This window comes from Jeotgalibaca arthritidis (genome assembly GCF_011100465.1).
Taxonomy (GTDB): domain Bacteria; phylum Bacillota; class Bacilli; order Lactobacillales; family Aerococcaceae; genus Jeotgalibaca; species Jeotgalibaca arthritidis.
Genome location: NZ_CP049740.1, coordinates 1466627 through 1488377 on the forward strand (window position 1 = coordinate 1466627; position 21751 = coordinate 1488377).

The 21751-nt window shown below is 40.8% G+C and carries 20 protein-coding genes and 1 pseudogene; 17 read left to right on the top strand and 4 right to left on the bottom strand.

What is annotated here, in order from left to right; all coding sequences use genetic code 11:
• The first annotated feature begins 67 nt into the window (after positions 1 to 67).
• From rlmD to G7057_RS07500, 5 genes are all read left to right on the top strand, one after another.
• Complete coding sequence (gene rlmD / locus G7057_RS07480; protein ID WP_166162459.1) at positions 68 to 1450, top strand: 23S rRNA (uracil(1939)-C(5))-methyltransferase RlmD; 1383 nt, start codon at positions 68 to 70, stop codon at positions 1448 to 1450.
• A gap of 515 nt (positions 1451 to 1965) precedes the next feature.
• The gene (locus G7057_RS07485) at positions 1966 to 2187 is read left to right on the top strand and encodes a helix-turn-helix domain-containing protein (protein WP_166162460.1); all 222 of its coding nucleotides are present in this window, start codon (positions 1966 to 1968) and stop codon (positions 2185 to 2187) included.
• Positions 2188 to 4890, top strand: a complete 2703-nt coding sequence (locus tag G7057_RS07490; protein WP_166162462.1) for a class I SAM-dependent DNA methyltransferase — start codon at positions 2188 to 2190, stop codon at positions 4888 to 4890.
• Entirely contained in the window at positions 4883 to 6838 is a 1956-nt protein-coding gene (locus G7057_RS07495; RefSeq protein ID WP_166162464.1) for a DEAD/DEAH box helicase, read from the top strand. Before G7057_RS07490 ends, G7057_RS07495 begins: the two co-directional genes overlap by 8 nt.
• Positions 6828 to 7964: a GIY-YIG nuclease family protein gene (locus tag G7057_RS07500; protein ID WP_166162466.1), complete on the top strand. Its 1137-nt coding sequence runs from the start codon at positions 6828 to 6830 to the stop codon at positions 7962 to 7964. The genes G7057_RS07495 and G7057_RS07500 overlap by 11 nt, the downstream gene beginning before the upstream one ends.
• Before the next feature lie 50 nt (positions 7965 to 8014).
• On the opposite strand, the gene G7057_RS07505 is transcribed toward G7057_RS07500, so the two are convergent.
• From G7057_RS07505 to G7057_RS07520, 4 genes are read right to left on the bottom strand one after another with little or no spacing between them, the layout of a single operon-like run.
• Positions 8015 to 8218, bottom strand: coding sequence for a helix-turn-helix domain-containing protein (locus G7057_RS07505; RefSeq protein ID WP_003731102.1), 204 nt, complete (start codon positions 8216 to 8218; stop codon positions 8015 to 8017).
• A 15-nt stretch (positions 8219 to 8233) separates the two neighbouring features.
• Positions 8234 to 10066: an AAA family ATPase gene (locus G7057_RS07510; RefSeq protein WP_166162468.1), complete on the bottom strand. Its 1833-nt coding sequence runs from the start codon at positions 10064 to 10066 to the stop codon at positions 8234 to 8236.
• Positions 10067 to 10068: 2 nt separating this feature from the next.
• Entirely contained in the window at positions 10069 to 10515 is a 447-nt protein-coding gene (locus G7057_RS07515) for an ABC-three component system middle component 2 (RefSeq protein WP_166162470.1), read from the bottom strand.
• Positions 10508 to 11458: an ABC-three component system protein gene (locus G7057_RS07520; RefSeq protein ID WP_166162472.1), complete on the bottom strand. Its 951-nt coding sequence runs from the start codon at positions 11456 to 11458 to the stop codon at positions 10508 to 10510. The genes G7057_RS07515 and G7057_RS07520 overlap by 8 nt, the downstream gene beginning before the upstream one ends.
• 394 nt (positions 11459 to 11852) lie before the next feature.
• Between G7057_RS07520 and G7057_RS07525 the strand changes: the two genes are divergently transcribed.
• The 12 genes and pseudogenes from G7057_RS07525 to G7057_RS07580 all read left to right on the top strand — a co-directional run bounded on the left by G7057_RS07525 (position 11853) and on the right by G7057_RS07580 (position 21661).
• Entirely contained in the window at positions 11853 to 12470 is a 618-nt protein-coding gene (locus tag G7057_RS07525) for a hypothetical protein (protein ID WP_166162474.1), read from the top strand.
• Between the two features lie 97 nt (positions 12471 to 12567).
• Positions 12568 to 12771: a hypothetical protein gene (locus G7057_RS07530; RefSeq protein WP_166162476.1), complete on the top strand. Its 204-nt coding sequence runs from the start codon at positions 12568 to 12570 to the stop codon at positions 12769 to 12771.
• Positions 12772 to 12784: 13 nt separating this feature from the next.
• A complete protein-coding gene (locus G7057_RS07535) occupies positions 12785 to 13093 on the top strand; it encodes an rRNA biogenesis protein rrp5 (protein ID WP_227004703.1) in 309 nt (102 codons plus the stop codon).
• Positions 13094 to 14236: a DUF2800 domain-containing protein gene (locus G7057_RS07540; RefSeq protein WP_166162480.1), complete on the top strand. Its 1143-nt coding sequence runs from the start codon at positions 13094 to 13096 to the stop codon at positions 14234 to 14236.
• Position 14237: 1 nt separating this feature from the next.
• On the top strand, positions 14238 to 14780 hold the full coding sequence (locus G7057_RS07545; RefSeq protein WP_166162482.1) for a DUF2815 family protein: 543 nt from the start codon (positions 14238 to 14240) through the stop codon (positions 14778 to 14780).
• Positions 14781 to 14840: 60 nt separating this feature from the next.
• Positions 14841 to 16778 carry a DNA polymerase gene (locus tag G7057_RS07550; RefSeq protein WP_166162484.1) on the top strand — a complete coding sequence of 646 codons (1938 nt, stop codon included), beginning with the start codon at positions 14841 to 14843 and terminating at the stop codon, positions 16776 to 16778.
• A gap of 210 nt (positions 16779 to 16988) precedes the next feature.
• Positions 16989 to 17759 carry a phage antirepressor gene (locus G7057_RS07555; protein ID WP_166162486.1) on the top strand — a complete coding sequence of 257 codons (771 nt, stop codon included), beginning with the start codon at positions 16989 to 16991 and terminating at the stop codon, positions 17757 to 17759.
• Positions 17752 to 18096 carry a DUF7768 domain-containing protein gene (locus tag G7057_RS07560; protein ID WP_166162488.1) on the top strand — a complete coding sequence of 115 codons (345 nt, stop codon included), beginning with the start codon at positions 17752 to 17754 and terminating at the stop codon, positions 18094 to 18096. The genes G7057_RS07555 and G7057_RS07560 overlap by 8 nt, the downstream gene beginning before the upstream one ends.
• A pseudogene (locus G7057_RS07565) lies at positions 18089 to 20332 on the top strand (phage/plasmid primase, P4 family). The gene G7057_RS07560 and the pseudogene G7057_RS07565 overlap by 8 nt, the downstream one beginning before the upstream one ends.
• Before the next feature lie 137 nt (positions 20333 to 20469).
• Positions 20470 to 20679, top strand: coding sequence for a hypothetical protein (locus G7057_RS07570; protein WP_166162490.1), 210 nt, complete (start codon positions 20470 to 20472; stop codon positions 20677 to 20679).
• Positions 20676 to 20960 (top strand): VRR-NUC domain-containing protein, encoded by a 285-nt coding sequence (locus G7057_RS07575; RefSeq protein ID WP_166162492.1) that lies wholly within the window; start codon positions 20676 to 20678, stop codon positions 20958 to 20960. The genes G7057_RS07570 and G7057_RS07575 overlap by 4 nt, the downstream gene beginning before the upstream one ends.
• A complete protein-coding gene (locus G7057_RS07580) occupies positions 20960 to 21661 on the top strand; it encodes an SNF2-related protein (RefSeq protein WP_166162494.1) in 702 nt (233 codons plus the stop codon). Before G7057_RS07575 ends, G7057_RS07580 begins: the two co-directional genes overlap by 1 nt.
• Positions 21662 to 21751 lie beyond the last annotated feature (90 nt).

The window sequence follows — 21751 nt, forward strand, 5'->3', positions numbered from 1 at the left end:
GAGAATAGTGGCGTTCTTTGATGTATAATAAGTAAGAACTCATTATAGAAGCGAGAAGGAGCAAGACATGACGAACAACTATCAGGAACTTCCTGTTAAAAAAAATGAAAAGATTAAGGTAAACTTCGAAGATTTAACCTCTGAAGGCTTAGGCGTGGCGAAAGTTGACGGCTACCCATTATTTGTGGTTGATGGTTTACCAGGCGAAACGGCAATTGTAAAGGTAACGAAATTAGGCAAATCATATGGCTTCGCTCGTATTGAAGAACGCTTAACGACATCGCAAGATCGTATCCCAACGCGTGACGTGTTAGGAACACGTGTCGGAACGATGCCACTTCAACACTTGCGTTATGAAGCGCAACTGGCATTCAAGCAAAATATGGTAACGCAAGACTTCAAACGTATTGCAAAATTACCAGATATCGAAGTTCTACCAACAATCGGTATGAACGAGCCATGGGGCTACCGTAACAAGGCACAAATTCCGGTTCGTGAAAAAGAAGGAAAACTGCAAACAGGTTTCTTCCGTAAAAATACTCACGAATTGATTCCAATGGAAAACTTCCATATTCAAGATCCAAAAATTGATGAAGCGATTGTAAAAGTTCGTGACATTCTGCAAGAATTCAATGTGAAAGCTTACGACGAACGTAAACATATCGGAAATATCCGTCACATTATGGTTCGCCGCGGTTATTACACTGGCGAAATGATGATTGTTTTAGTAACACGTACAGCGAAACTATTCCCTATGAGCAAAATTATTCCAGCTATCTTGGAAGCTTTGCCAGAAGTAGTCAGTATCGTTCAAAACGTTAACCCAAAACGAAGCAATGTGATTTTAGGCGAAGAAACGATTATCTTGCACGGCGAAGATCGTTACCATGACCAATTATTAGGCTTAACATTTGGTGTTAGTTCAAAATCTTTCTACCAAATTAACCCACTACAAACTGAAATCCTTTATAAGCTTGCACTAGAAGCCGCTCAACTAAGCGGTGAAGAAACAGTGATTGATGCTTATTGTGGTATTGGTACAATTTCATTGGCATTAGCTCAAAAAGCGAAACAAGTTTACGCAATGGAAATCGTTCCTGACGCGATTGAAGTAGCCAAAGAAAATGCAGCAAACAACCAAATTGACAATGTTGTCTTTGAAGTCGGTGCTGCAGAAGAAGTTATGCCGAAATGGGCAGAAGCAGGTATTAAAGCAGACGTGATCGTTGTTGATCCACCAAGAAAAGGATTGGATGCAGCCTTCATTGAAGCAGCCGTAGCTGTAAACCCTGAACGCATCGTTTATGTCAGCTGTAACCCAGCGACACTAGCTCGCGATTTAAGAATCCTAGCTGACAACGGCTATGAAGCAACTCAAGCCCAACCAGTAGACTTGTTCCCACAAACACTACACGTTGAGACGGTAGTATTGCTAACTAGACAAAAATAAGGCTAAAATGCTTATTTTATAAGGGGTTAAGGCTCTCAGGATTTCGGACTTGAGGGTCTTTTTTAGTGCTGAAAAGCCCGAAATGACGCGGTTTTAGGGGGTACCCTTGACACTGTAGATTTGCTATTGCGGTCGAGATTGGACTGACATTGTGGAATGGATAGGTTTGAGGAATTTTGTGATTCGTACCGTTCCGGTGCTCTACGGTGAGGATATAATCACAGCGAAATTGATACTAATAAATATGCTTGAGACAGCTTACTACTAAGGCTTTTCACTTGTTATATTGAGTGGGAAGTCTTTTTATTTTGCCTTTTTTGAAAGTGAGGAGAGTGACCGATTTTCAGGGTTGTGTGGGGTGTGTAGGGGATGAATCCTATATCGAAAATAGTGGAGAAAAATTTTCAACACTGTCAATCAAATACAAAAATGTTTACGTTCGCGACTATTATTCACTAATCGGATAAAAATTTTACTCGTTGGATGATATAATAGACAATAGTGAGGTGTAGTTTATGTCGATTTCTTATAATAAATTATGGAAATTATTGAGTGATTTAAATTTGAACAAAACCCAGCTTCGTGAAATATCTGGAGTTAGTCCCAACGTAATAGCTAAACTTGGGAAGAATGAATTAGTGTCGATGGAGTCGTTGCTAAAAATTGCGAAAGCGCTTAATGTTGATGCCAGCGAGATAATTAGCTCGAATGTAGATAGGGCGGAGGGTGACAAGTAAATGGCTAAGAATAAGGTATTAAATATCACAGAGATTGAAGATGGATTAAAGAAGTTAATCTCTGATCGCAGAAGCGGTGAATTCATCACAAGTTTTCTAGGCTTTTATGATATTCCGAAAACTTCAATCACTCGTGCCCTCAAGAAGTTCAACGAAGGCGAGCCGTTTGTTATTAAGAACAAGCTCCACTACGAAGAAATTGAAGGGGATGTCGTTGTAGCAATTGATGCTATCCAGCATGATATAGCCGATCAAAAATCCAAACCAAGATATATTATGGTCAACGATTTTTCGGATATCGCAGCGATTGATACCAAAACTGGTGAGACTCTAAACATTCCGATTGCTGAGCTGCCAGCTAATGCTGATTTCTTCTTAGCCTGGAACGGGATTGAGAAAGCGGATTATCAAGCGGAAAATCCAGCCGATCGGAAAGCTGCGGAACGTTTTGCTAAGTTATACGACGTTGTAGCTAAAGATAATCCGGATGCTAATGAGCATGCCTTCAACCTATTCTTAATCCGAGTACTCTTCCTATTGTTTGCTGAGGATACGGGCATTATGAATAAAGGCTCATTCACTAATGTACTAAAAACAAGAACTTCTGAAGATGGTTCGAATTTCAATGCAGTCATCAAAGACCTTTTCGAAGTTCTTGATATCAACCAATTAGCGAGAAATGGCAAAGAAGCCTGGTTGTTAGAGTTCCCTTATGTCAATGGGAAACTCTTCGGTGAGCCACACGTAGACTTAGTTTTCTCAAAAGTTTCAAGAGAACTATTAATTGAGGCCGGGGAGATGCTAAATTGGGATGAAATCAACCCAGATATCTTGGGAGCAATGATTCAATCAGTAGCTTCTGCAGAAGACCGCCATGTTGCTGGTATGCACTATACGAGCGTGCCAAATATCATGAAGGTCATTAAGCCTTTGTTCCTAGATGAACTTACTGAAGCTTTTGATAGCCTCAAGACCAGATACGAAGGAAATGAACTCAAGGATATTACCGAGAAAACCCGAAAGGAAAATAAGAAGGGAATCATCAGTGAGCTTCATGCATTAATTGATAGGATTTCAAAAATCAAGTTTTTGGATCCTGCTAGCGGATCAGGAAATTTCTTAATCATCGCTTACAAAGAGATCCGACGACTTGAAATTAAGATACTTCAACTATTGGAAGAAATAGAAGATGATCCGAACATGCCGTTATCATCAATTCACTTGGGTAATTTCAACGGTATTGAGCTCGACGATTTTGCTCATGAAGTAGCTAAACTATCACTCTGGATTGCTGAGCACCAGATGAATAAGGAACTCGAAGAAGCCTTGCCGGGTACGATTGCAGAATTGCTTCCACTGAAAGATGCAGGAAATATTCTATGTGCCAATTCACTTAGAGTTGATTGGAATGAAGTTCTCCCACACAAAACTGACGATGAAATATATTTGATGGGGAATCCGCCATATTTGGGATCAAAACTCCAAAATAAGGAACAGAAAGCAGATTTGGAATATGCTCTTGAGGGAAAGATAAACTCGAAAAGGGTTGATTATATAACCGGTTGGTTTTACAAAGGAACCAAGTTCATTGCTAATTCCAGCAATAAGCTAGCTTTTGTCTCGACGAATTCTATTAATCAGGGTGAGCAAGTATCCTATATCTGGCCAACATTGCTTAAAAAATCAGATATTAGTTTTGCATATAGTTCGTTTAAGTGGGGAAATAGTGCTAAAGGAAATGCAGGCGTAACTGTTGTGATAATAGGTTTGTGCGATGCGAAAAATAGTTTGCGGAAGTATCTATTTAATGAGAATGGTAGACTTGAGGTTTCGTATATAAATCCTTATCTAACTTCAGGAAAGATATCACTTGTGTCTACTCATAATAAAAGCATAAGTGGTTTACCTGATATCATGTTCGGAAGCATGCCAAATGCCAATGGCTTATTTGATATTTCTCCCGAAGAATATAGCAAAATGGCAGCAAACGAGACACGATTTGTAAAGAAAATTGTTGGTGGGAAAACCTTTATTGAGGGTACCATCAATTACACTTATTGGTTTGAAGACGATGAGTTTGCAGTTGCTAAGTCAAATCCAAAATTTGTTGCACTATTCAATTCGATAAAAGAATATAGAACGAAAAGCAATCGTGCTGCGACCAAAAAACTTGCAAATAGACCTTGGTCATTTGGTGAAGTTAGATATAAGAAAATGCCTGGGATAATTATACCTGCGACATCATCAGAGGCACGTGATTACGTACCAATGGGCGTGGTTGATGAGGATACGATTGTAAACAATTCCGCATATGTAATCTACGGAGGTGAGATCTGGCTTCTAGGTCTCCTCGAATCTCGCATGCACATGGTTTGGTTGGAGTCTGTAGGAGGGAAACTTGAAACTCGTTATCGATATTCAGCTGGATTGGTTTATAACACCTTCCCGGTAAATAATCTTTCAACACAGCGCAAAAACGAAATCGCACGTGTGATGACAGAAATTCTTGATTTACGTGAATACGAAGGCGGCACGTTAGCGGATTTGTATAATACCGCAACCATGCCTGAATCCCTCCGTAAGAAACATGAAGAGTTAGATGGAATTGTGGACCGTGCCTATCAACAACGAACATTTGATTCAGACGAGGAGCGACTTGCGATTTTGCTCAAACTTTATCAGGAGATGACCAATAATGACTAGTAACCTATTTGAAATTAATTTTGACAAGAACCAAACCAAGACGACGAATGATCTTGGTATGCGCGAGATGCAAGAACGCGTTTATGAAAAACGTAATTCTACGTATCTTTTAGTTAAGGCTCCACCAGCTTCAGGGAAATCACGAGCGCTCATGTTTGTTGGATTAGATAAGCTTCATAATCAAGGTATTAAAAAGGTCATCATTGCCGTTCCAGAACGCTCAATTGGTAAGTCGTTTAGGGATACTGAGCTTACTAAATATGGCTTCTATTGGGATTGGAAGGTTAAACCAAGCAATAATCTGACCATCGGTGGTGGTGAGAAGTCTAAGGTTCAGCATTTTGTTCAGTTTATGAACTCAACTGACCCAAGTGACAATATCTTGATTGCGACCCATGCCACTCTTCGCTTTGCCTTTGAGGAATTGGATGATGCGACCTTTGATGATACTTTACTAGCTATTGATGAGTTTCATCATGTTAGCCGTGACGATAACTCGGTTTTGGGAAATGTTCTCCGTAGTATCATGGCGAATTCAACTGCCCATATCCTTGCTATGACTGGGTCGTATTTCCGTGGTGACTCTGTTCAAATTCTGGAACCAGCTGATGAAGATAAATTTGACAAAGTGACTTATTCCTACTATGAGCAACTCGAAGGCTATAAATATCTAAAATCCTTCGCAATGGGTTATAGTTTCTATCGCGGAAAATATACTGATGCTTTGGATAAAGTAATTGATGTCAATAAGAAATCCATTATCCATATTCCCAACGTTAATTCGGGTGAGTCTACTAAAGACAAGTATGCAGAAGTGGATGAAATACTTGATTTATTAACGGACGGTGGTAATATCACACAGAACGAGGACGGCATTTATGAAATCGAACGTCCTGACGGAAAAAAACTATTAGTGGCCGACCTCGTGAATGAAGAAGGACGTGAAAAAGTCTCAGCCTATCTAGCAAGTATTACGGATGACATCCAGGATCTTGATAAGTTAGATATCATTGTTGCTTTGGGAATGGCAAAAGAAGGCTTCGATTGGCCGTTTGCGGAATATGCATTGACAATTGGCTATCGTAACTCGTTAACTGAGGTGATTCAAATCATTGGTCGCGTTACGCGTGATAGCGCCAATAAGACTCATGCACAGTTTACAAACCTTATTGCGCAGCCAGATGCACAGGATGATGAAGTGCTCTTTGCGGTTAATAGCATCATGAAGGCAATTTCTGCTTCATTGCTTATGGAACAGGTGCTTGCACCAGTTTACAAGTTTAAACCAAAAGATGATAAGCCAGACAAACCAGGGGATCTTTCAATTAGAGGATTGAAACCTGCTGATACTACGGAACGCACGAAAAAAATCATCGAAAATGATATGGAAGACTTGAAATCGAGTATTTTACAAAGCCAGGATATTCAAAACGCCATTGTTTCAGGTGCTGATGCGAAGATGATTAATAAGACGTTGATTCCACGGGTCATCATTGAACGGTATCCTGATTTGACGAATGAAGAGTTAGAAACTGTTCGCCAACATACGGTTGCTGATATCAATATTGCTGCTGGGCGGACAACAACCTCTGAAGACGGTAGTCGTGAAATTATCAAGATGGCCGACCGGTTCATTAATATCGATGAATTGAATATTGATTTAATTGATCAAGTGAATCCGTTCCAACGTGCTTACGAAGTAATTAGTAGCGATATCGACGCACCTACTCTTCGGTTCATTCAGGATTATTTGTCATTAAACAAGTATGATTTTACTGACGAACAATTGGTTGCGGCTTATCAAGCTGCTAAGAAGTTCCGTGCAGAAAATGGTCGAAATCCTGATCGAAATAGTAAAGATGATGGTGAGAAATACTTGGCCTTTGCTTTGCTACGACTTGCTGAGATAAAACGTGAAAGGGAGGCAGCGAAAGAAGATGGCGAATAGTTTAGATAGCATCTTTGAAGATGACGCTTTTGATGATTTAACCAAGCAAGTTGAAAAAAAGAAAGTTGTAAAACAAGATCCTGAAGTTGCTAAATTTCAGGAGATTATAGACTTTGTGAATGAAAACGGACGAGAGCCGGAAAAAACACCTGAATGGTCTAGTGAACGTGCATTGTGGGCCCGTCTTAGCGGATTTCGAGGTAAAACTGAAAGAGCTGAGAAGGTTAAGAAGTATGACACTTTAGGTTTATTGGAAAAAGAATTCGAGCCAGATGGAGAATTTCTTGCTGACTCAGTTGAAATAGATGACGAGTTGAATTTAGATGATATCTTAGGCTCAGATGATATGATTGATGATTTTTCAGACTTGTTGGATGTTTCCCGCTATCGTAGAACTGTGAATGCTGCAGATAAAATTGGTCGGAGAAAACATGCAAGTCACTTTGAGAAATATAAGAACTTATTCGATCAAGTTCATGCAGATATCGCATCTGGTAGACGAAAAATTATCCCGTTTGAACAGTATGATATTCATGAAAATAGATTCTACATCCAAAATGGTGTAATGATGTATATTGTTTCCATTTCAAAGGATACATTTATAGCTGATAATGGGAAAACAAATGCCAGAATGCATGTTGTTTATGAGAACGGAACAGAGAACAAGAATTTGTTGCTGCAATCATTAGCTTCATCGCTTTATTCTACTGAACGTCATGGACGGATGGTGACAGAACCGGTAGATGAAGAAACGTTGGCTGAAAGTTTTGGAGAAGAATTTACGACAGGTTATATCTATGTGCTGAAATCATTAAGTACTAATCCAGATATTAGTAAATGGAACAATCTGTATAAAATTGGATTCACTCGAAATGATGTGGAAAGCAGAATTGCTAATGCAGAAAATGACGTGACCTATTTAAATGCACCAGTGAGAGTTATGCTTTCTGCTGAGGTGCAAAATGTGAATGCTCAGCTTCTTGAGCGCACCCTACATCATGCATTCCAGGACAAACAAGTTGTCTTTCAGGATGGAAATTTCAAAAAAGCGACTGAATGGTACATGGTTCCATTGAATGATATTGAATCAAAAATCAATGAAGTAATCGCTGGATTACAAAAATAGTGAAGTAAAAGGCACTGTATTCGATTATGAGTACAGTGCCTTTTTGATATTTAATCGCGAACGATTTCTACGATATCCGATAAATCACAATCAAGTGCTTCACAGATGCGAAGTAAGATATCTGTTGTTACATTTTCGCCTTTATTTAGTTTTGATAGTGTGGCTGAACTAATATCAGTCATTTTTCTGAGTTGTGCTTTATTCAGTCCTCTGTCGATTAGGAGCTTCCAAAGCGGATTGTAGCTAAACTTCATGTAATCATTCCTGTTCTAGTTATAAATATCGTATAGATATCCATAGCGTCCATTGTTTTTATCTTCAGTGAAAACAATCTGATTTACTTGTTTATCATCATAGTTTAGCGCAGGCAAGTTCGTTGTGTTCTCAACGATGATAAGTTGCCCTTCGTTTTGATGATCCATAAAGTATTTGAAGAGTCCTTCTTTCATACTGTCATCGCCATCTTGTTTTTTTCGTTCGTCCAATCCCAGAAGGGGGGAATCGATAATGAACACAGAAGGTGTGTACTTAGCGTGATTATACAAGAGATGTCGATATGCCATTACCACTACTGAATTGATAAACGCTGTATATCCATGTCCATTTTCGGTCCATTTTAGATTTCCATTGATTTTGATGTCGAAAATATCCTTGGCGAAAAACGCGTTACGAAATTCATTAGGCTTATAATGCATATTACGTAACATCGAGTCCAGTAATTCAGTCATCTCTTTGTAAAACTCTGCATCAAATTTTTCTTTAGGTTTATAAAGGATACGTTCGTCTTCCGGCTCGTTCTCAATTTTTTCAAGATCACTTTTAAGTTTCTTTTGCATTTTTTCCATCGAGATGAGCTGTTGTTTAATATCTCTGTAAGTTTCGATTTTATTGATTCGATCCTTTAACGTCTCAGCTTTCGGCTTCAGTTCATCGTTGATTGAAGCATCAAGTGATTTCTTTCTTGATTTGAGATCATTAAGCTGTTCCATTAGCTCTTGCAGTTCAACTTCGGTATCATGAGATTCTTCCGTCAAATCTGATAATTGTGAGAGCAATGAATGTAATTCTGAACGTGCAGTATCAATGTAGGTTGTTTGAACAGGCTTACTTAAATCGCCATTACAGAAAGGACAGCTATGTGAAGCGTCGTGTTCATTATGATCATTTAATAATCGCTCACCATCTACGATTAGTGTTAGTCGTTCAATATCGGATTGATATTGATAATGTAACTGTTTGTACCTATTCAAAAGTAGTTGAGTTTCATGAAGATACTGTTCCTTTTGATAAATCTCTTTTATTAAGCTTTTGCTGCTGGCTAGCGCATCATTGATTTGCTTTTCAATTGTTTCAAGTTCAGCGAACATTCCATCGACAATTTGTTGAAAATCATCAGAGGGCGCCTCAGGTAATTCTGATTTAGCCACTTCGTAGTTTTCATATAATTCAGAAAGGCTTGAATTGATGTAGTTAATCACCGAGTTCCGTCTAATTTTTTTATGCTCTTTTGTTTCGTTTTCTTCTGAGTTTGAAAAATCTGAACCGTATAGCAGAAGTAACAACGATGATAAAAAAGCTGTACGTTGTGTTGTTTCCCCAGGAAAAAGAACAGAGGAACTGGTATTGACTCTATCTTGTGGAATTAAAGTGCTAGGCGCTAATGTCCGCCAAGTTAATTTTTGACGTTTGAAATCCTCATTCTTGATAATTTGATAATCATCATTGATTCCTAAAAGTCGTAACCAAAAATTGCTAATTGGATTTTTCCCAGTTCGTGCATTATATTTTTCATGATCTACATATTCACCTGAACTTGTTATTTTGGATACTATAATGGAGTTGCTGTCAAATTCACGTGTTAAGGCATATTTATCATTAGTCGATTGAATTATCAGTTCAACTTCACTGTATCCTGTTGCATCAGTTGAAAAGGGAGCGGCGTCTTTTTTCGCGCCATAGAGAAAATCGATTGCCGTTACAATGCTAGTTTTTCCAGTATTTGAAGGACCAGAGATTATGTTTAGCCCCTTAGTGAATTTGACAGTTGCATCTTCACGATCTTTGCCTTTTATGGTAACACGTTCAATATAATAATTTTGCATTATCATTGCTCTCCTTTGAATTCCTTTGCGCGTTGGTTTATTTGTCGCAGAAGCTCAACATCACTTTTATCTTGAATGTATTTAACAGATTCGTCAGCTGTTTGTAAGTATTTTTCCGCATACACTGATATGAACTGTGGAATCAACTTAAGGCCGTCTTCTGATAAAGCATACTTAAAACCTTCTTTGCTTTGTGATGGCTGGATAACATGTTGTAGCACAAGGTTTTTGACTGCATCTTTTACCAATTCACGTCGCGCAATGAATTCACTGAGTCTATAGCTGTTATCACCATTTAAGTTGTAATCAGAAATTTCAAAGTCGCGACCATACGTGGTAATGAAGTCTGTGATTAGAATTCTATCAGCGCTGACAGGCTCTTTAAATTCAGAGAGCAGTAACATGACTCGAACCGAAATTTCAAATGGAGTATTAAATAAACTATTCATCTTCAGTCACCCATTTGATCTTTCCGTCATTAACCAGCATATGACAAATGCCTTTTTTAGCAGAATTTTGCAGCAATCCTGGTATAAACGATAAGATTGAACCATTTAATGTTATGACAGACGACTGCTGTAGAACGGCTTTAAGTCTCTCAACGCCATCATCGTAATCTTCCTCGTATACTTCCTCGATGCCGTCGTACATATCTTCTTTCAAAGCTTCAAAGTGCTCAGTTCCTTCCTCTTGCGTAAAGTTATCACGGACCCCACGACGGATGCTTTCAGCTTTATAGTAATTTCTTCGCTGTCTCTTGAAATCCTTTAGCCGCGAATTTGGCAGGTCGTTTGTATGCTTGTATACTTCGCATCCATCAGCATCCGCGTATGCTGAAAAAAGAGCTATGACATACGTCATCTCCTCAGGTCTGATATCAAGGGGAACAGGCAAATTGTCAAAGAATCTCTTCACGTCATTATTAAAGGAGAAATCACCATTCGTGTTGATTCTTAAACTTGCAATTTCTATTTCGCTAAGCTTCGGCTTGGCCTTTTTTGTTTTGACTTTGGTTTGGGAAGCAATCGAGGTAATTTCATCAATTAAAAGTCGTGCCATAATTTCAGCAACGTCTGTATCTTCTGGTATTACCACACCTTTAGTAATCAATTGTTGCTTAAGGACAGTTGGAGCATCATCTATAAGACGTTCATAAATAAAAGTCGTGCATTTATCAATGTAGAATTTTCCTGACACAAGGACAGCATATTCCTGTGTTAATTTGCGCTTCCCGTTGTAGATTCTTCGTAAGTTATCATCTGAAAATCCAAAAATTGTGGCTTCATCATCATTTGAAACGCTATCCAGCAACTCAATTAGAAATTTTTGTGGCTTTTTATATTCGCTTCCCATGAACGGATAAAGCGTTTGAGCAATTTCACTTATTTCCAAAACACAACCTCCTTTGTTACGTCCGCCGTTGACCGCCGTTTGCCGCCGATGACTGACGAAAACAAGGGAGGCCTTTTTTTATAATTAAAACATAGTAGTTCAACTATTTAATTTTATCATTTATGGTTCATAAACACTACATTATGTTTCAAGAAAGTGAACGAATTTATCTTAAAAGCGAATAGACCTACTAATTAAATATAACAATGCCTGAGTTGCAATAGGGCAAGGTTACAAATACTGAAAAGAACTGGTTACCCAGAAAATTTTTCAGATATTGTATACCTTACTTTATTGCGCTCTTTTTTCGTGATGGGGGACGGTGTACATATTGGCACGGTCCTTGTTTGTTTTCCTTGCTCTAAAACTCTTTCAGGCAAGAGAGAGGAATCTAATGAGTAAATTTAAGAAAACACACCAAAACGACCGCAACACTTATAAGTACGTGTTTGAGCGTACTGATGCCAATGGACGCATCCAAAAAGAAGTAGTTGAAATTCGTCCGGGAGAAGAAGGCGTCACTGAACTTAACATCCAGGAGTTGCACCGCGCTGACGACCGTGCGATTTACAACTTTTATAAAAATGCACGGCCCGAACGTACTGAAGCAGAAAAAGAGAAAATCAAGACTTGGAAAGAAAAGTTCCGTGAAGACTTCAACAACGAGCACGGCTATTATCCACTGGACGAATATGTGGATGGTGAAGCAAACGATTACTTCAAACGTAACTACAATTTGTCTCTGAACGAATTTGATGATGTATGCGATGAAGGTGACAACCCAATTCAATCATTGGTTTACGATGCCTTTCAGACTAATGAAGAAGATCCTCGTGTCGATCGATTGCGCGAAGTCGTGGCGCAATTATCACCGTACCATCAAGAAATCTATCACATGCTCGTCACTGATGAGATGTCTCAGACTGAAGTGGCAGCCAAACTTGGGAAACAAAAACAGTCCATCAATCGCACCTTCGGAATCATCAAAGACAAGATCAAAGAATTATTTTAGAAAAATTTACAGGGAGAGTTTACTTTCCCTGTTTTACTTCGCCTGTATGGTGTAAGGGAGTGAATCCTAAACAAATAAAAATGAAGGAGGAGCCATCATGAACCTAAAACACAAAGTTCGTATCAACGTGACAGATGAGGTCGGCAACAAACAAACTGTGCTGCAAGGTGGCGTGCGTTATTTACCAAGCAAGATTGCCCATTGGTTATTCGGAGAACGCACGTCGATTCTGGTGTTAACGCCAGGAGACTCGGAGTCAATTGAATCAATCGAAATCCATGAAGTTAAGAAGGGAGCGTAATGGCGTGAGTAGAATGAAATTATTGCTTCAGGTTGTTGAGGATGTGCAAGCATTGGCCGATAGCTTACAGGAGTTGGCTGTGGCGATGCAAATCAACGAATCAGAACCGCAACAAGTTGAAACACCAGAACCACCAGTAAAAACAAAGCCGGAAGTCAAACAACCAACGCTTGAAGAAGTCCGCGGCTTGCTGGCTCGTAAATCACAAGAAGGTAAATCATCTGAAGTGAAAGCACTGATTGAAAAGTATGGTGCCAGCCGCTTGAGTGAAATACCAAAAGAGAACTACGCTGCTTTGGTTGCGGATGCGGAGGGATTGTAAATGCCAACACAACATGCCGTCTTATCGGCTTCATCAAGTAACCGCTGGATTCATTGTCCGCCAAGTGTTCGCTTGTCAGAGCACTTTGAAAACAAGTCGAGCCCGTATGCTCAACAAGGCACTGATGCTCATACCTTATGTGAGTACAAACTGAATAAGTTCATTGGTAATGACGTCACAGACCCAACATCTACGCTTGAATTCTACGACGAGGAGATGGAGCAGTGTGCTGAAAGTTATGCGACCTTCGTGATGGAAGAAGTCGCTAAGGCGAAACAGACAACAGTTGACCCTATTGTAATAGTAGAACAGCGGCTCGACTTCTCAAGGTACGTCCCAGACGGCTTTGGGACCGGCGACTGTCTCGTCATTGCGGATGGAACGCTATCTGTTATTGACATGAAATACGGTCTAGGAATTTTGGTAGATGCGTATCAGAACCCACAGATGATGTGTTATGCCTTGGGAGCGTTGGAGCTTTTCGATGGTATTTATGACATTCAAGAAGTCAAGATGACCATTTTCCAGCCAAGGCGTGAGAATGTGAGTACGTACACACTGCTGAAAGAAGAATTACTTCAGTGGGCAAAAGATGTGTTGTCGCCTGCCGCAGATTTAGCTTTCAAAGGTGAGGGTGAGTACCAATGCGGGAAATGGTGTGGATTCTGTCCGGCGAAGAATAGCTGTCGTGCACGAGCAGACCATAACTTGAAACTGGCGCAATATGAGTTCAAACCACCAGAGCTTCTTAGTGATGATGAAATCGAAGAAATCATCGGTAAAGTGGATGACCTGGTTTCTTGGAGTAACGATATCAAGGACTGTGCTTTGAAACTTGCACTCGGTGGCAAACAATGGACTCATCACAAATTAGTCGAGGGTCGCTCTACTCGTAAGTACTCTAATGACAATGATGTCGCTGCGGCGGTCATCAAGGCTGGATACGACCCATATGATAAAAAGTTACTTGGTGTCACAGAAATGACGAAGGCACTCGGTAAAGAGAAATTCAATGAAATCTTGGGCGAATACATCATCAAACCAAAAGGCAAGCTGACGCTAGTCGATAGTTCAGATAAACGACAAGCGGTCACAGTAAACAACTTAAACGAAGAATTTAAACCATTAACGGAGGAACAATAATATGTCTAAAACAAGCAAAGTAATCACTGGTACAAACACACGTCTCTCATACTTCCACGGTTGGGAACGAGCATCCATCAACGGGGGCGCAGAGAAATATTCAACAGCAGTCTTGATTCCAAAATCAGATAAGAGAACGATTGATACCATTGAAAAAGCAATCGATGCAGCAATCGAAGAGGGACTTGCGAAATTCGGTGGGAAGAAACCAAACAAAGCAGCAATCAAGCTGCCATTACGTGATGGGGATATCGAACGCGACGATGAAGCATACCAAGGTCATTACTTCATTAATGCGAACTCAACCACTGCACCACAAATCGTGAATCAGCACGTTCAACCAATCTTGGATCGTTCACAAGTGTATAGTGGTTGCTACGCTCGTGTGTCGATTAATTTCTATGCCTTTAACGCAAATGGAAATCGCGGGGTAGCGGCAGGGCTTGGGAATATCCAGTTTGTACGTGACGGCGAACCACTCGGCTCACAAGTATCTGCAAGCGATGAGTTTGAAACCTTGGCGGATGATGATTTCTTGGCTTAATCATTAAAACAAAAACGGCGATGGCAGAAGTGCTGTCGCCTGTTTGATTGGAGGAAGAAAATGAAACATTTGTCATTGGATTTGGAAACGTATAGTAGTGTCGATTTATCGAAATGTGGTGTCTACAAATATTCAGAGTCCCCCGATTTTGAAATACTGCTATTTGCATACAGTGTAGATAGTGGTCCCGTCGAAGTGGTTGATCTGAAGATGGACGAAACTATCCCGGCTGAAATATTAACTTCGCTATCAGATGAAACAGTGATTAAACACGCCTTCAATGCGAGTTTTGAACGTGTGTGTTTGTCACGCTTTCTGGGGTTGGATGGCTTTTTGAATCCACGAGGGTGGCAATGCACAATGGTGTGGGGTGCGACATTAGGTTTGCCGTTGTCACTTGTAGGAGTTGGTGCTGTTCTTGGTTTGGATAAACAAAAGCTCACAGAAGGAAAAGACCTCATCCGATACTTTTGCGTGCCATGCAATCCGACCAAAGTTAATGGTGGACGCACGAGGAACTTACCACACCATGCGCCAACTAAATGGTCAGCATTTAAGACATACAATGGTCGTGATGTGGAAGTTGAAATAGCTATCCAAGGAAAACTTTCCAATTTTCCAGTGCTTGATTCTGTTTGGAAAGAATACTGGCTGGATCAGGAAATCAACGACCGAGGAATTGAGATTGATAAGGACTTTGTGGAAGCTGCCGTTCAGTTGGATGAATTATCAAAAGCTGGCTTGAATCAACAATTGCAAGAATTAACTGGACTAGAAAATCCAAACAGCGTGCTTCAAATGCGGGGATGGTTACTAGACCACGGACTTGAAACCGAGTCACTCGGTAAAAAGGCAGTGGCCGAACTACTCGAACAACCTATTGATGAAAATTTAAAGCAAGTCCTGGTCTTACGTCAGCAACTCGCCAAGTCATCCGTGAAAAAGTATCAAGCCATGCAAAACTTTGCGTGTTATGATAATCGTTCTCGTGGCTTATTCCAATTCTATGGAGCCAACCGTACCGGACGCTTTGCAGGACGTGGCATCCAGCTTCAAAACTTGCCTCAGAACCATATGTCAGATTTATCTGAAGCGCGTAGTTTAGTAAAACAAAGCAATTTTGAAATGCTTAACATTCTCTACGGCAATGTCCCGAACGTACTCTCAGAACTCATCCGGACAGCGTTTGTACCACGTGAAGGGATGAAATTTATCGTATCTGACTTCTCAGCGATTGAAGCACGTGTGATTGCTTGGCTGTCGGGTGAGAAGTGGCGTCAAGAAGTATTCAAAAATGGTGGCGATATTTACTGTGCGTCTGCCAGTCAGATGTTCGGTGTGCCAGTTGAAAAGCATGGCGTGAATGGGCACCTACGTCAAAAAGGGAAAATTGCTGAGCTTGCTCTAGGGTACGGAGGATCGGTGGGTGCATTGAAAGCAATGGATGCTCTTGAAATGGGACTAACTGAGGATGAATTACAGCCGCTTGTTAATTCTTGGCGAGACTCAAACATTAACATAACGGAGCTTTGGTGGGCTGTTGATAAGGCAGTAAAGACTTGTGTGAAAGAACGACGGAGCACATCGACGCATGGCATCAAGTTTGAATACAAGTCGGGTTTTCTGTTCATCCAACTCTTGTCAGGACGTAAATTAGTTTATGTAAAACCAAAGATTGGTGAGAACAAATTCGGCGGTGAAGCTGTTACCTATGAAGGTGTCGGTGCTACCAAGAAATGGGAACGTCTTGAAAGCTATGGTCCCAAGTTTGTCGAAAACATCGTGCAGGCAATAGCTAGAGACATTCTCTGTTTCGCAATGGAGAATCTTCGTAAGTATCGCATTGTCGGGCACGTCCACGACGAAGTGATTATCGAAGTGCCAACGGAATCGAAGGTTGAAGACATCTGTCAGTTGATGAGTCAAACGCCTAAGTGGGCTGAAGGCTTGCTACTGAACGCTGATGGATACGAGTGTGAATTCTATCAAAAGGATTAGTCAATGTGGAGTCAGAAATGGCTCCATATTTTTTTCAAATTTTTTTATCAAAAATAAGGTTCGAATTGGGTTCTTTCTTCGCTTATAGACGAAGGCAAAAAAATCAAAAATAAATTCGAGCCAGAGTTTACTTTCGACCATTTTCTTCGCCTGTAAGTTAGAAGGGGCAAAATGCCTCTCCTGAAAATTCTATTACAGGAGGTTCACAAGATGAACGAATTGAAAGTTTTTGAAAATGCGGAGTTTGGCTCTGTACGCACGGTGATGATTGGCGATGTCCCTCACTTTGTTGGTAAAGATGTAGCATCAATTCTTGGCTACACAAATCCACAAAAAGCATTACGAGATCATGTTGATGAGGAAGATAAGACGGTGAACGAATCGTTCAGCGTTAATGGGACAATGGCTATCCTTATCAACGAAAGTGGATTGTACTCACTCATCATTTCTAGAAAGATGCCGAACGCGAAGAAATTCAAGCGTTGGGTGACAAATGAGGTCTTGCCGTCTATCCGCCAACACGGTGTGTACGCGACAGAAGATTTCATCACAAAGTCAATCGAAGATCCAGCATGGGCCATTTCAGTGTTGCAGCGGCTACAAGAGAAAAAAGAAATGGTGGCGATGCAACAACAAATGATTTTGGAGATGAAACCAAAAGTTAGCTACTACGATTTGATTCTTCAAAACAATTCTGTGATGTCGATTTCTAAAATCTCGAAGGACTACGGTATGTCACCACAGGCAATGAACAAGTTGCTTCATGAACTGGGAATTCAGTACAAGCAAGGCAAGATGTGGTTGCTTTATCAGAAGTATGCCAATCAAGGCTACACACAATCAAAAACTCATGCGATAGATGCAGAGCGCAGCGTGATGCATACCTACTGGACGCAGAAAGGTCGTTTGTTCTTGTACGACTTGCTGAAATCTAAGAAGAATATCTTACCAGTGATTGAGCGAGGTGATGGCAATGCCTAGACGTAAAGATTATCGCAAGACTGTATATGTCTGCTCGCCGTTTTCAGGGAATGTAGCAGTCAACGTTGCAAACACAAAGCGTTACTGCCGGTTTGCTCTTGACCATGGCTACATGCCAGTCGCATCGCATTTGCTCTATCCCCAATTCATGGATGATAAGACGGAGCGTGATGTGGCGATGCATATGTCTCTTGTCTTAATGGGAAAATGTGAAGAAGTCTGGGTGGTGGGTAACACCATCACTCAGGGCATGGCTGTTGAAATTGAACAAGCAGAGTATTGGAAGAAGCATATCCGGTACTTTGATGAGGAGATGAAGGAGGTCTCAAATGCTTAAGATGACGTTATTTACATCCAACCAGGTGGGAAATTCCAAGAATGGGTTGTTCCCAACGAAGCATGTGGTGACGAATAAAGAATCACTTGCAGCAGCAGTGAGCATTGATCATGTGATGGCTGAGTACAAAGGAAACTATCGCAAAGGTGACAATTTCATCCAGTCTGATGTGATCCCGCTTGATTGCGACAATGACCACTCAGACAATCCTGATGAATGGGTGACACCGTTTGACGTGGCGATGCAATTTCCCGACGTAATGTTTGAGGTCAGCTACTCTCGCAACCACATGAAAGAAAAGGGCGGAAAGTCTGCTCGTCCACGCTTTCACGTTTATTTCCCAATTCCTCTCACAACCGATAAGGTTGAATACGTGGAACTCAAGAAAGAAATTCAATCTAAGTTCCCATATTTTGATAACAATGCGATGGATGCAGCACGGTTGCTTTTTGGGACACCAAATGCTGAAGTTGAAATCTATGAAGGTACTAAGCTAATCACCGATTTTATCGAAGATGATGCTTTCGCTGATTGGGATAATACGCAGTCTGAGATTGGTGAAGGCAGCCGTAACTCGACCATGAGCCACATCGCTGGAAAGCTCATCAAACGCTACGGCGCAACGGAAGATACCTATCACAAGTATCTCGAACAAGCTGAAAAGTGTAACCCACCATTGCCCGATGAGGAACTCAAGACGATCTGGAATAGTGCGGTCAACTTCGGGAAAAAAGTGAAGTAGCAAGATGGATATATCCCACCGGAGCAGTACAACGCTGACCTATCGCTTGAGCCAACCGACTACTCGGATTTAGGACAAGCTACTGTCTTGGCGCGTGAGTATGAGTGCAAACTTCGTTACTCACCATCTACAGACTACCTTGTCTACAACGGTAGCTACTGGGAAGAATCGAAACCAAAAGCTCAAGGTGTAATTCATGCTTTGACAGAACGCCAACTGGAAGAATCAGAAATCGAGATTGAGAAACGCACCAAGGAAATGGTGAGTAACGGTGCGTTTGGTGTACTTGCCAGTGTTGGCCCGAAAAAAGCAGTCACCATGTTTAACTCAGTGCAGCGTCACAGTTTTGATTTGTACCAGCACGCGCAAGAGTATAAGAAGTTTGCGGTAAAACGTCGTGACAGCAAGTATCTCTCGTCTGCACTTACTGAAGCGAAGCCAATGCTTGAAATCGAACAACGATTGCTGGATGTGAACGAATTCTTGCTGAATACACCGACCACCACTTTTGATTTACGAACAGGAGAATCGCAAGAACACAACTCAGAAGATTACATCACGAAGCAAACCGAGTGTGCCCCAAGTGATGCCAATCAACAGATTTGGTTGGATGCACTGAACACCATTTTCGTTGGTGACCAAGAACTGATTGATTACGTCCAGATGATTGTTGGTCTAGCAGCGGTCGGGAAAGTTTACGTCGAAGCTCTTATTATCTCGTATGGTGAAGGGCGTAACGGGAAGTCCACGTTCTGGAATGTCATCAGCCGTGTGCTCGGTAATTACTCTGGCAGCATCTCAGCTGATATTCTTACAAGTCAAATCCGACGCAATGTGAAACCTGAACTTGCGGAAGCGAAGGGGAAACGCCTACTCATCGCAGCCGAGCTTGAAGAGGGGATGCGACTCAACACATCTAACATTAAGCAGCTCTGCTCGACGGATGAAATTGCGGCTGAGAAGAAATACAAAGACCCATTCAAGTATGTCCCAACGCATACTTTGGTGCTCTATACCAACCACCTCCCAAAAGTTGGAGCGATTGATAAAGGAACCTGGCGTCGTTTAATTGTGATTCCATTCCTTACTACGATTGACGGCAATAAGGACATCAAGAATTATGCGGACTATCTTTTTGAAAATGCCGGCGGAGCCATTTTGCAATGGATCCTTGACGGTGCGAAAAAAGTCATCGCCGCAGACTTTCATTTAACGGTTCCACAAGTTGTCGCTAATGCAATTTCTGAATATAAGACGGCGAATGATTGGCTTGGCCATTTCTTAGACGAGTGCTGCGAGACTGCTGTTGATTTTGAAGAAAAATCTGGTGAGTTGTATGCAGAGTATCGTGCGTTTTGTACGCGAACTGGTGAGTACATTCGTAGTTCAGCCGATTTTTACACGGCTCTGGAGGCGGGCGGATTTAAGCGCCGGCGAACTAATAAAGGAAACAAGATTGTTGGTTTGCAACTCAAATCCGAGTTCTTGGAATAGTTGATTTTAAAGGAAAGTGTAACCTGTGTAGGTCTTATATAGAACTTTTCTTAAGGGATAAAAAATTACCACCTATATAAAGTTATGTATTGGGTATTCACGGGTTACACCATACTTGCAGATTGGAGAATATCTAAATGAAATTTAAACAGCGGTTACAAATTGGAATCGGTAAACGTGATTTACGATTTGATGAGTTTTACGAGTTTGCCATGTCGGATGTCACGTATCCTTGGAAGAAATCATTCGATAAGCAAGTCGCACATCTGATGATTCACTGCGCAGAAAAGGAATACTTGGAAATCTTGCGTGATGCGTATTTCGAGTATTTGACGGTGTGGCTATGAGAGAAAAGCAGGTTGAGCAAGCACTAGTGAAAGCCGTCAAAAGGGTAGGTGGTATTTGCCCGAAGTTTACATCACCGGGGCTTGCTGGTGTGCCTGACCGATTGGTACTTATGCCAAATGGGAAACTTGGATTTGTCGAAGTGAAGGCGCCAGGGAAGAAGCCACGGTCTTTACAGCTTTTTCGTATGAAACAACTGACAGATTTAGGGTTTCAGTGTTTCGTGCTTGATGAGATTGAACAGATACCAAAGTTACTTGAAAGAATAGGAGGTGATGCCTAATGAAGTTCATACCACATGACTACCAGAAATATGCGATTGATTTTATCAAGAACAACAAGACAGCAGCACTTCTGTTGGATATGGGTTTAGGTAAGACAGTCACAACACTGACGGCTATCAAAGATTTGATGCACGATGACTTCACAATCCGACGTGTGTTAATTATTGCACCGTTGCGCGTGACGCAATCAACATGGCCAACTGAAATTGAAAAATGGGATCACTTGAAAGGATTAACATATTCGGTCGTTTTAGGAACGCCAAGCCAACGAATAGCAGCTCTACAAAAGAACGCCAATATCTATCTGATTAATCGTGAGAACCTAGACTGGCTGATTAACAAATCTGGATTTGCTTTTGATTTTGACATGGTGGTAATTGATGAATTGTCATCATTCAAAAATTTCAAAGCTAAACGGTTTACGAGTTTCATGAAGGTACGTCATAAAGTTGACCGAGATGAACTTGCAAGCCAAATATTTTCACTAAGAGATGAACGAGATGCGGTTGCAAAACAAATAGCAGCGAATACTAATTTGCAACAACGGGTTGATGAGATGGTAGTCTTTGTAAAAGAACACGATGTCATCAATGAGTATAGTGAAGTGCTTGTTAGAAGGTTGATTGAGAAGGTCACCATTTTTGAAAAGAACATTGTTGTTGATTTCAAAAGTGGGGTGAGAGTGACTGTAGAAATTTAATTTGAATAGATAGGACTAGACGTTAATGTGGGTAGCCATATTAACGTCTTTATTGATTGGATTTCATAAAATGATTGATGATATAATATA

What these genes read in the sequence shown, in the direction of transcription:
- G7057_RS07505 (WP_003731102.1), bottom strand. Translation starts at nt 8,218, where the DNA reads ATGAAGTTTAGCTACAATCCGCTTTGGAAGCTCCTAATCGACAGAGGA.
- G7057_RS07495 (WP_166162464.1), top strand. Translation starts at nt 4,883, where the DNA reads ATGACTAGTAACCTATTTGAAATTAATTTTGACAAGAACCAAACCAAG.
- G7057_RS07510 (WP_166162468.1), bottom strand. Translation starts at nt 10,066, where the DNA reads ATGCAAAATTATTATATTGAACGTGTTACCATAAAAGGCAAAGATCGT.
- G7057_RS07550 (WP_166162484.1), top strand. Translation starts at nt 14,841, where the DNA reads ATGAAACATTTGTCATTGGATTTGGAAACGTATAGTAGTGTCGATTTA.
- G7057_RS07490 (WP_166162462.1), top strand. Translation starts at nt 2,188, where the DNA reads ATGGCTAAGAATAAGGTATTAAATATCACAGAGATTGAAGATGGATTA.
- G7057_RS07575 (WP_166162492.1), top strand. Translation starts at nt 20,676, where the DNA reads ATGAGAGAAAAGCAGGTTGAGCAAGCACTAGTGAAAGCCGTCAAAAGG.
- G7057_RS07580 (WP_166162494.1), top strand. Translation starts at nt 20,960, where the DNA reads ATGAAGTTCATACCACATGACTACCAGAAATATGCGATTGATTTTATC.
- G7057_RS07560 (WP_166162488.1), top strand. Translation starts at nt 17,752, where the DNA reads ATGCCTAGACGTAAAGATTATCGCAAGACTGTATATGTCTGCTCGCCG.
- G7057_RS07515 (WP_166162470.1), bottom strand. Translation starts at nt 10,515, where the DNA reads ATGAATAGTTTATTTAATACTCCATTTGAAATTTCGGTTCGAGTCATG.
- G7057_RS07535 (WP_227004703.1), top strand. Translation starts at nt 12,785, where the DNA reads ATGAAATTATTGCTTCAGGTTGTTGAGGATGTGCAAGCATTGGCCGAT.
- G7057_RS07525 (WP_166162474.1), top strand. Translation starts at nt 11,853, where the DNA reads ATGAGTAAATTTAAGAAAACACACCAAAACGACCGCAACACTTATAAG.
- G7057_RS07570 (WP_166162490.1), top strand. Translation starts at nt 20,470, where the DNA reads ATGAAATTTAAACAGCGGTTACAAATTGGAATCGGTAAACGTGATTTA.
- G7057_RS07555 (WP_166162486.1), top strand. Translation starts at nt 16,989, where the DNA reads ATGAACGAATTGAAAGTTTTTGAAAATGCGGAGTTTGGCTCTGTACGC.
- G7057_RS07545 (WP_166162482.1), top strand. Translation starts at nt 14,238, where the DNA reads ATGTCTAAAACAAGCAAAGTAATCACTGGTACAAACACACGTCTCTCA.
- rlmD (WP_166162459.1), top strand. Translation starts at nt 68, where the DNA reads ATGACGAACAACTATCAGGAACTTCCTGTTAAAAAAAATGAAAAGATT.
- G7057_RS07485 (WP_166162460.1), top strand. Translation starts at nt 1,966, where the DNA reads ATGTCGATTTCTTATAATAAATTATGGAAATTATTGAGTGATTTAAAT.
- G7057_RS07500 (WP_166162466.1), top strand. Translation starts at nt 6,828, where the DNA reads ATGGCGAATAGTTTAGATAGCATCTTTGAAGATGACGCTTTTGATGAT.
- G7057_RS07530 (WP_166162476.1), top strand. Translation starts at nt 12,568, where the DNA reads ATGAACCTAAAACACAAAGTTCGTATCAACGTGACAGATGAGGTCGGC.
- G7057_RS07540 (WP_166162480.1), top strand. Translation starts at nt 13,094, where the DNA reads ATGCCAACACAACATGCCGTCTTATCGGCTTCATCAAGTAACCGCTGG.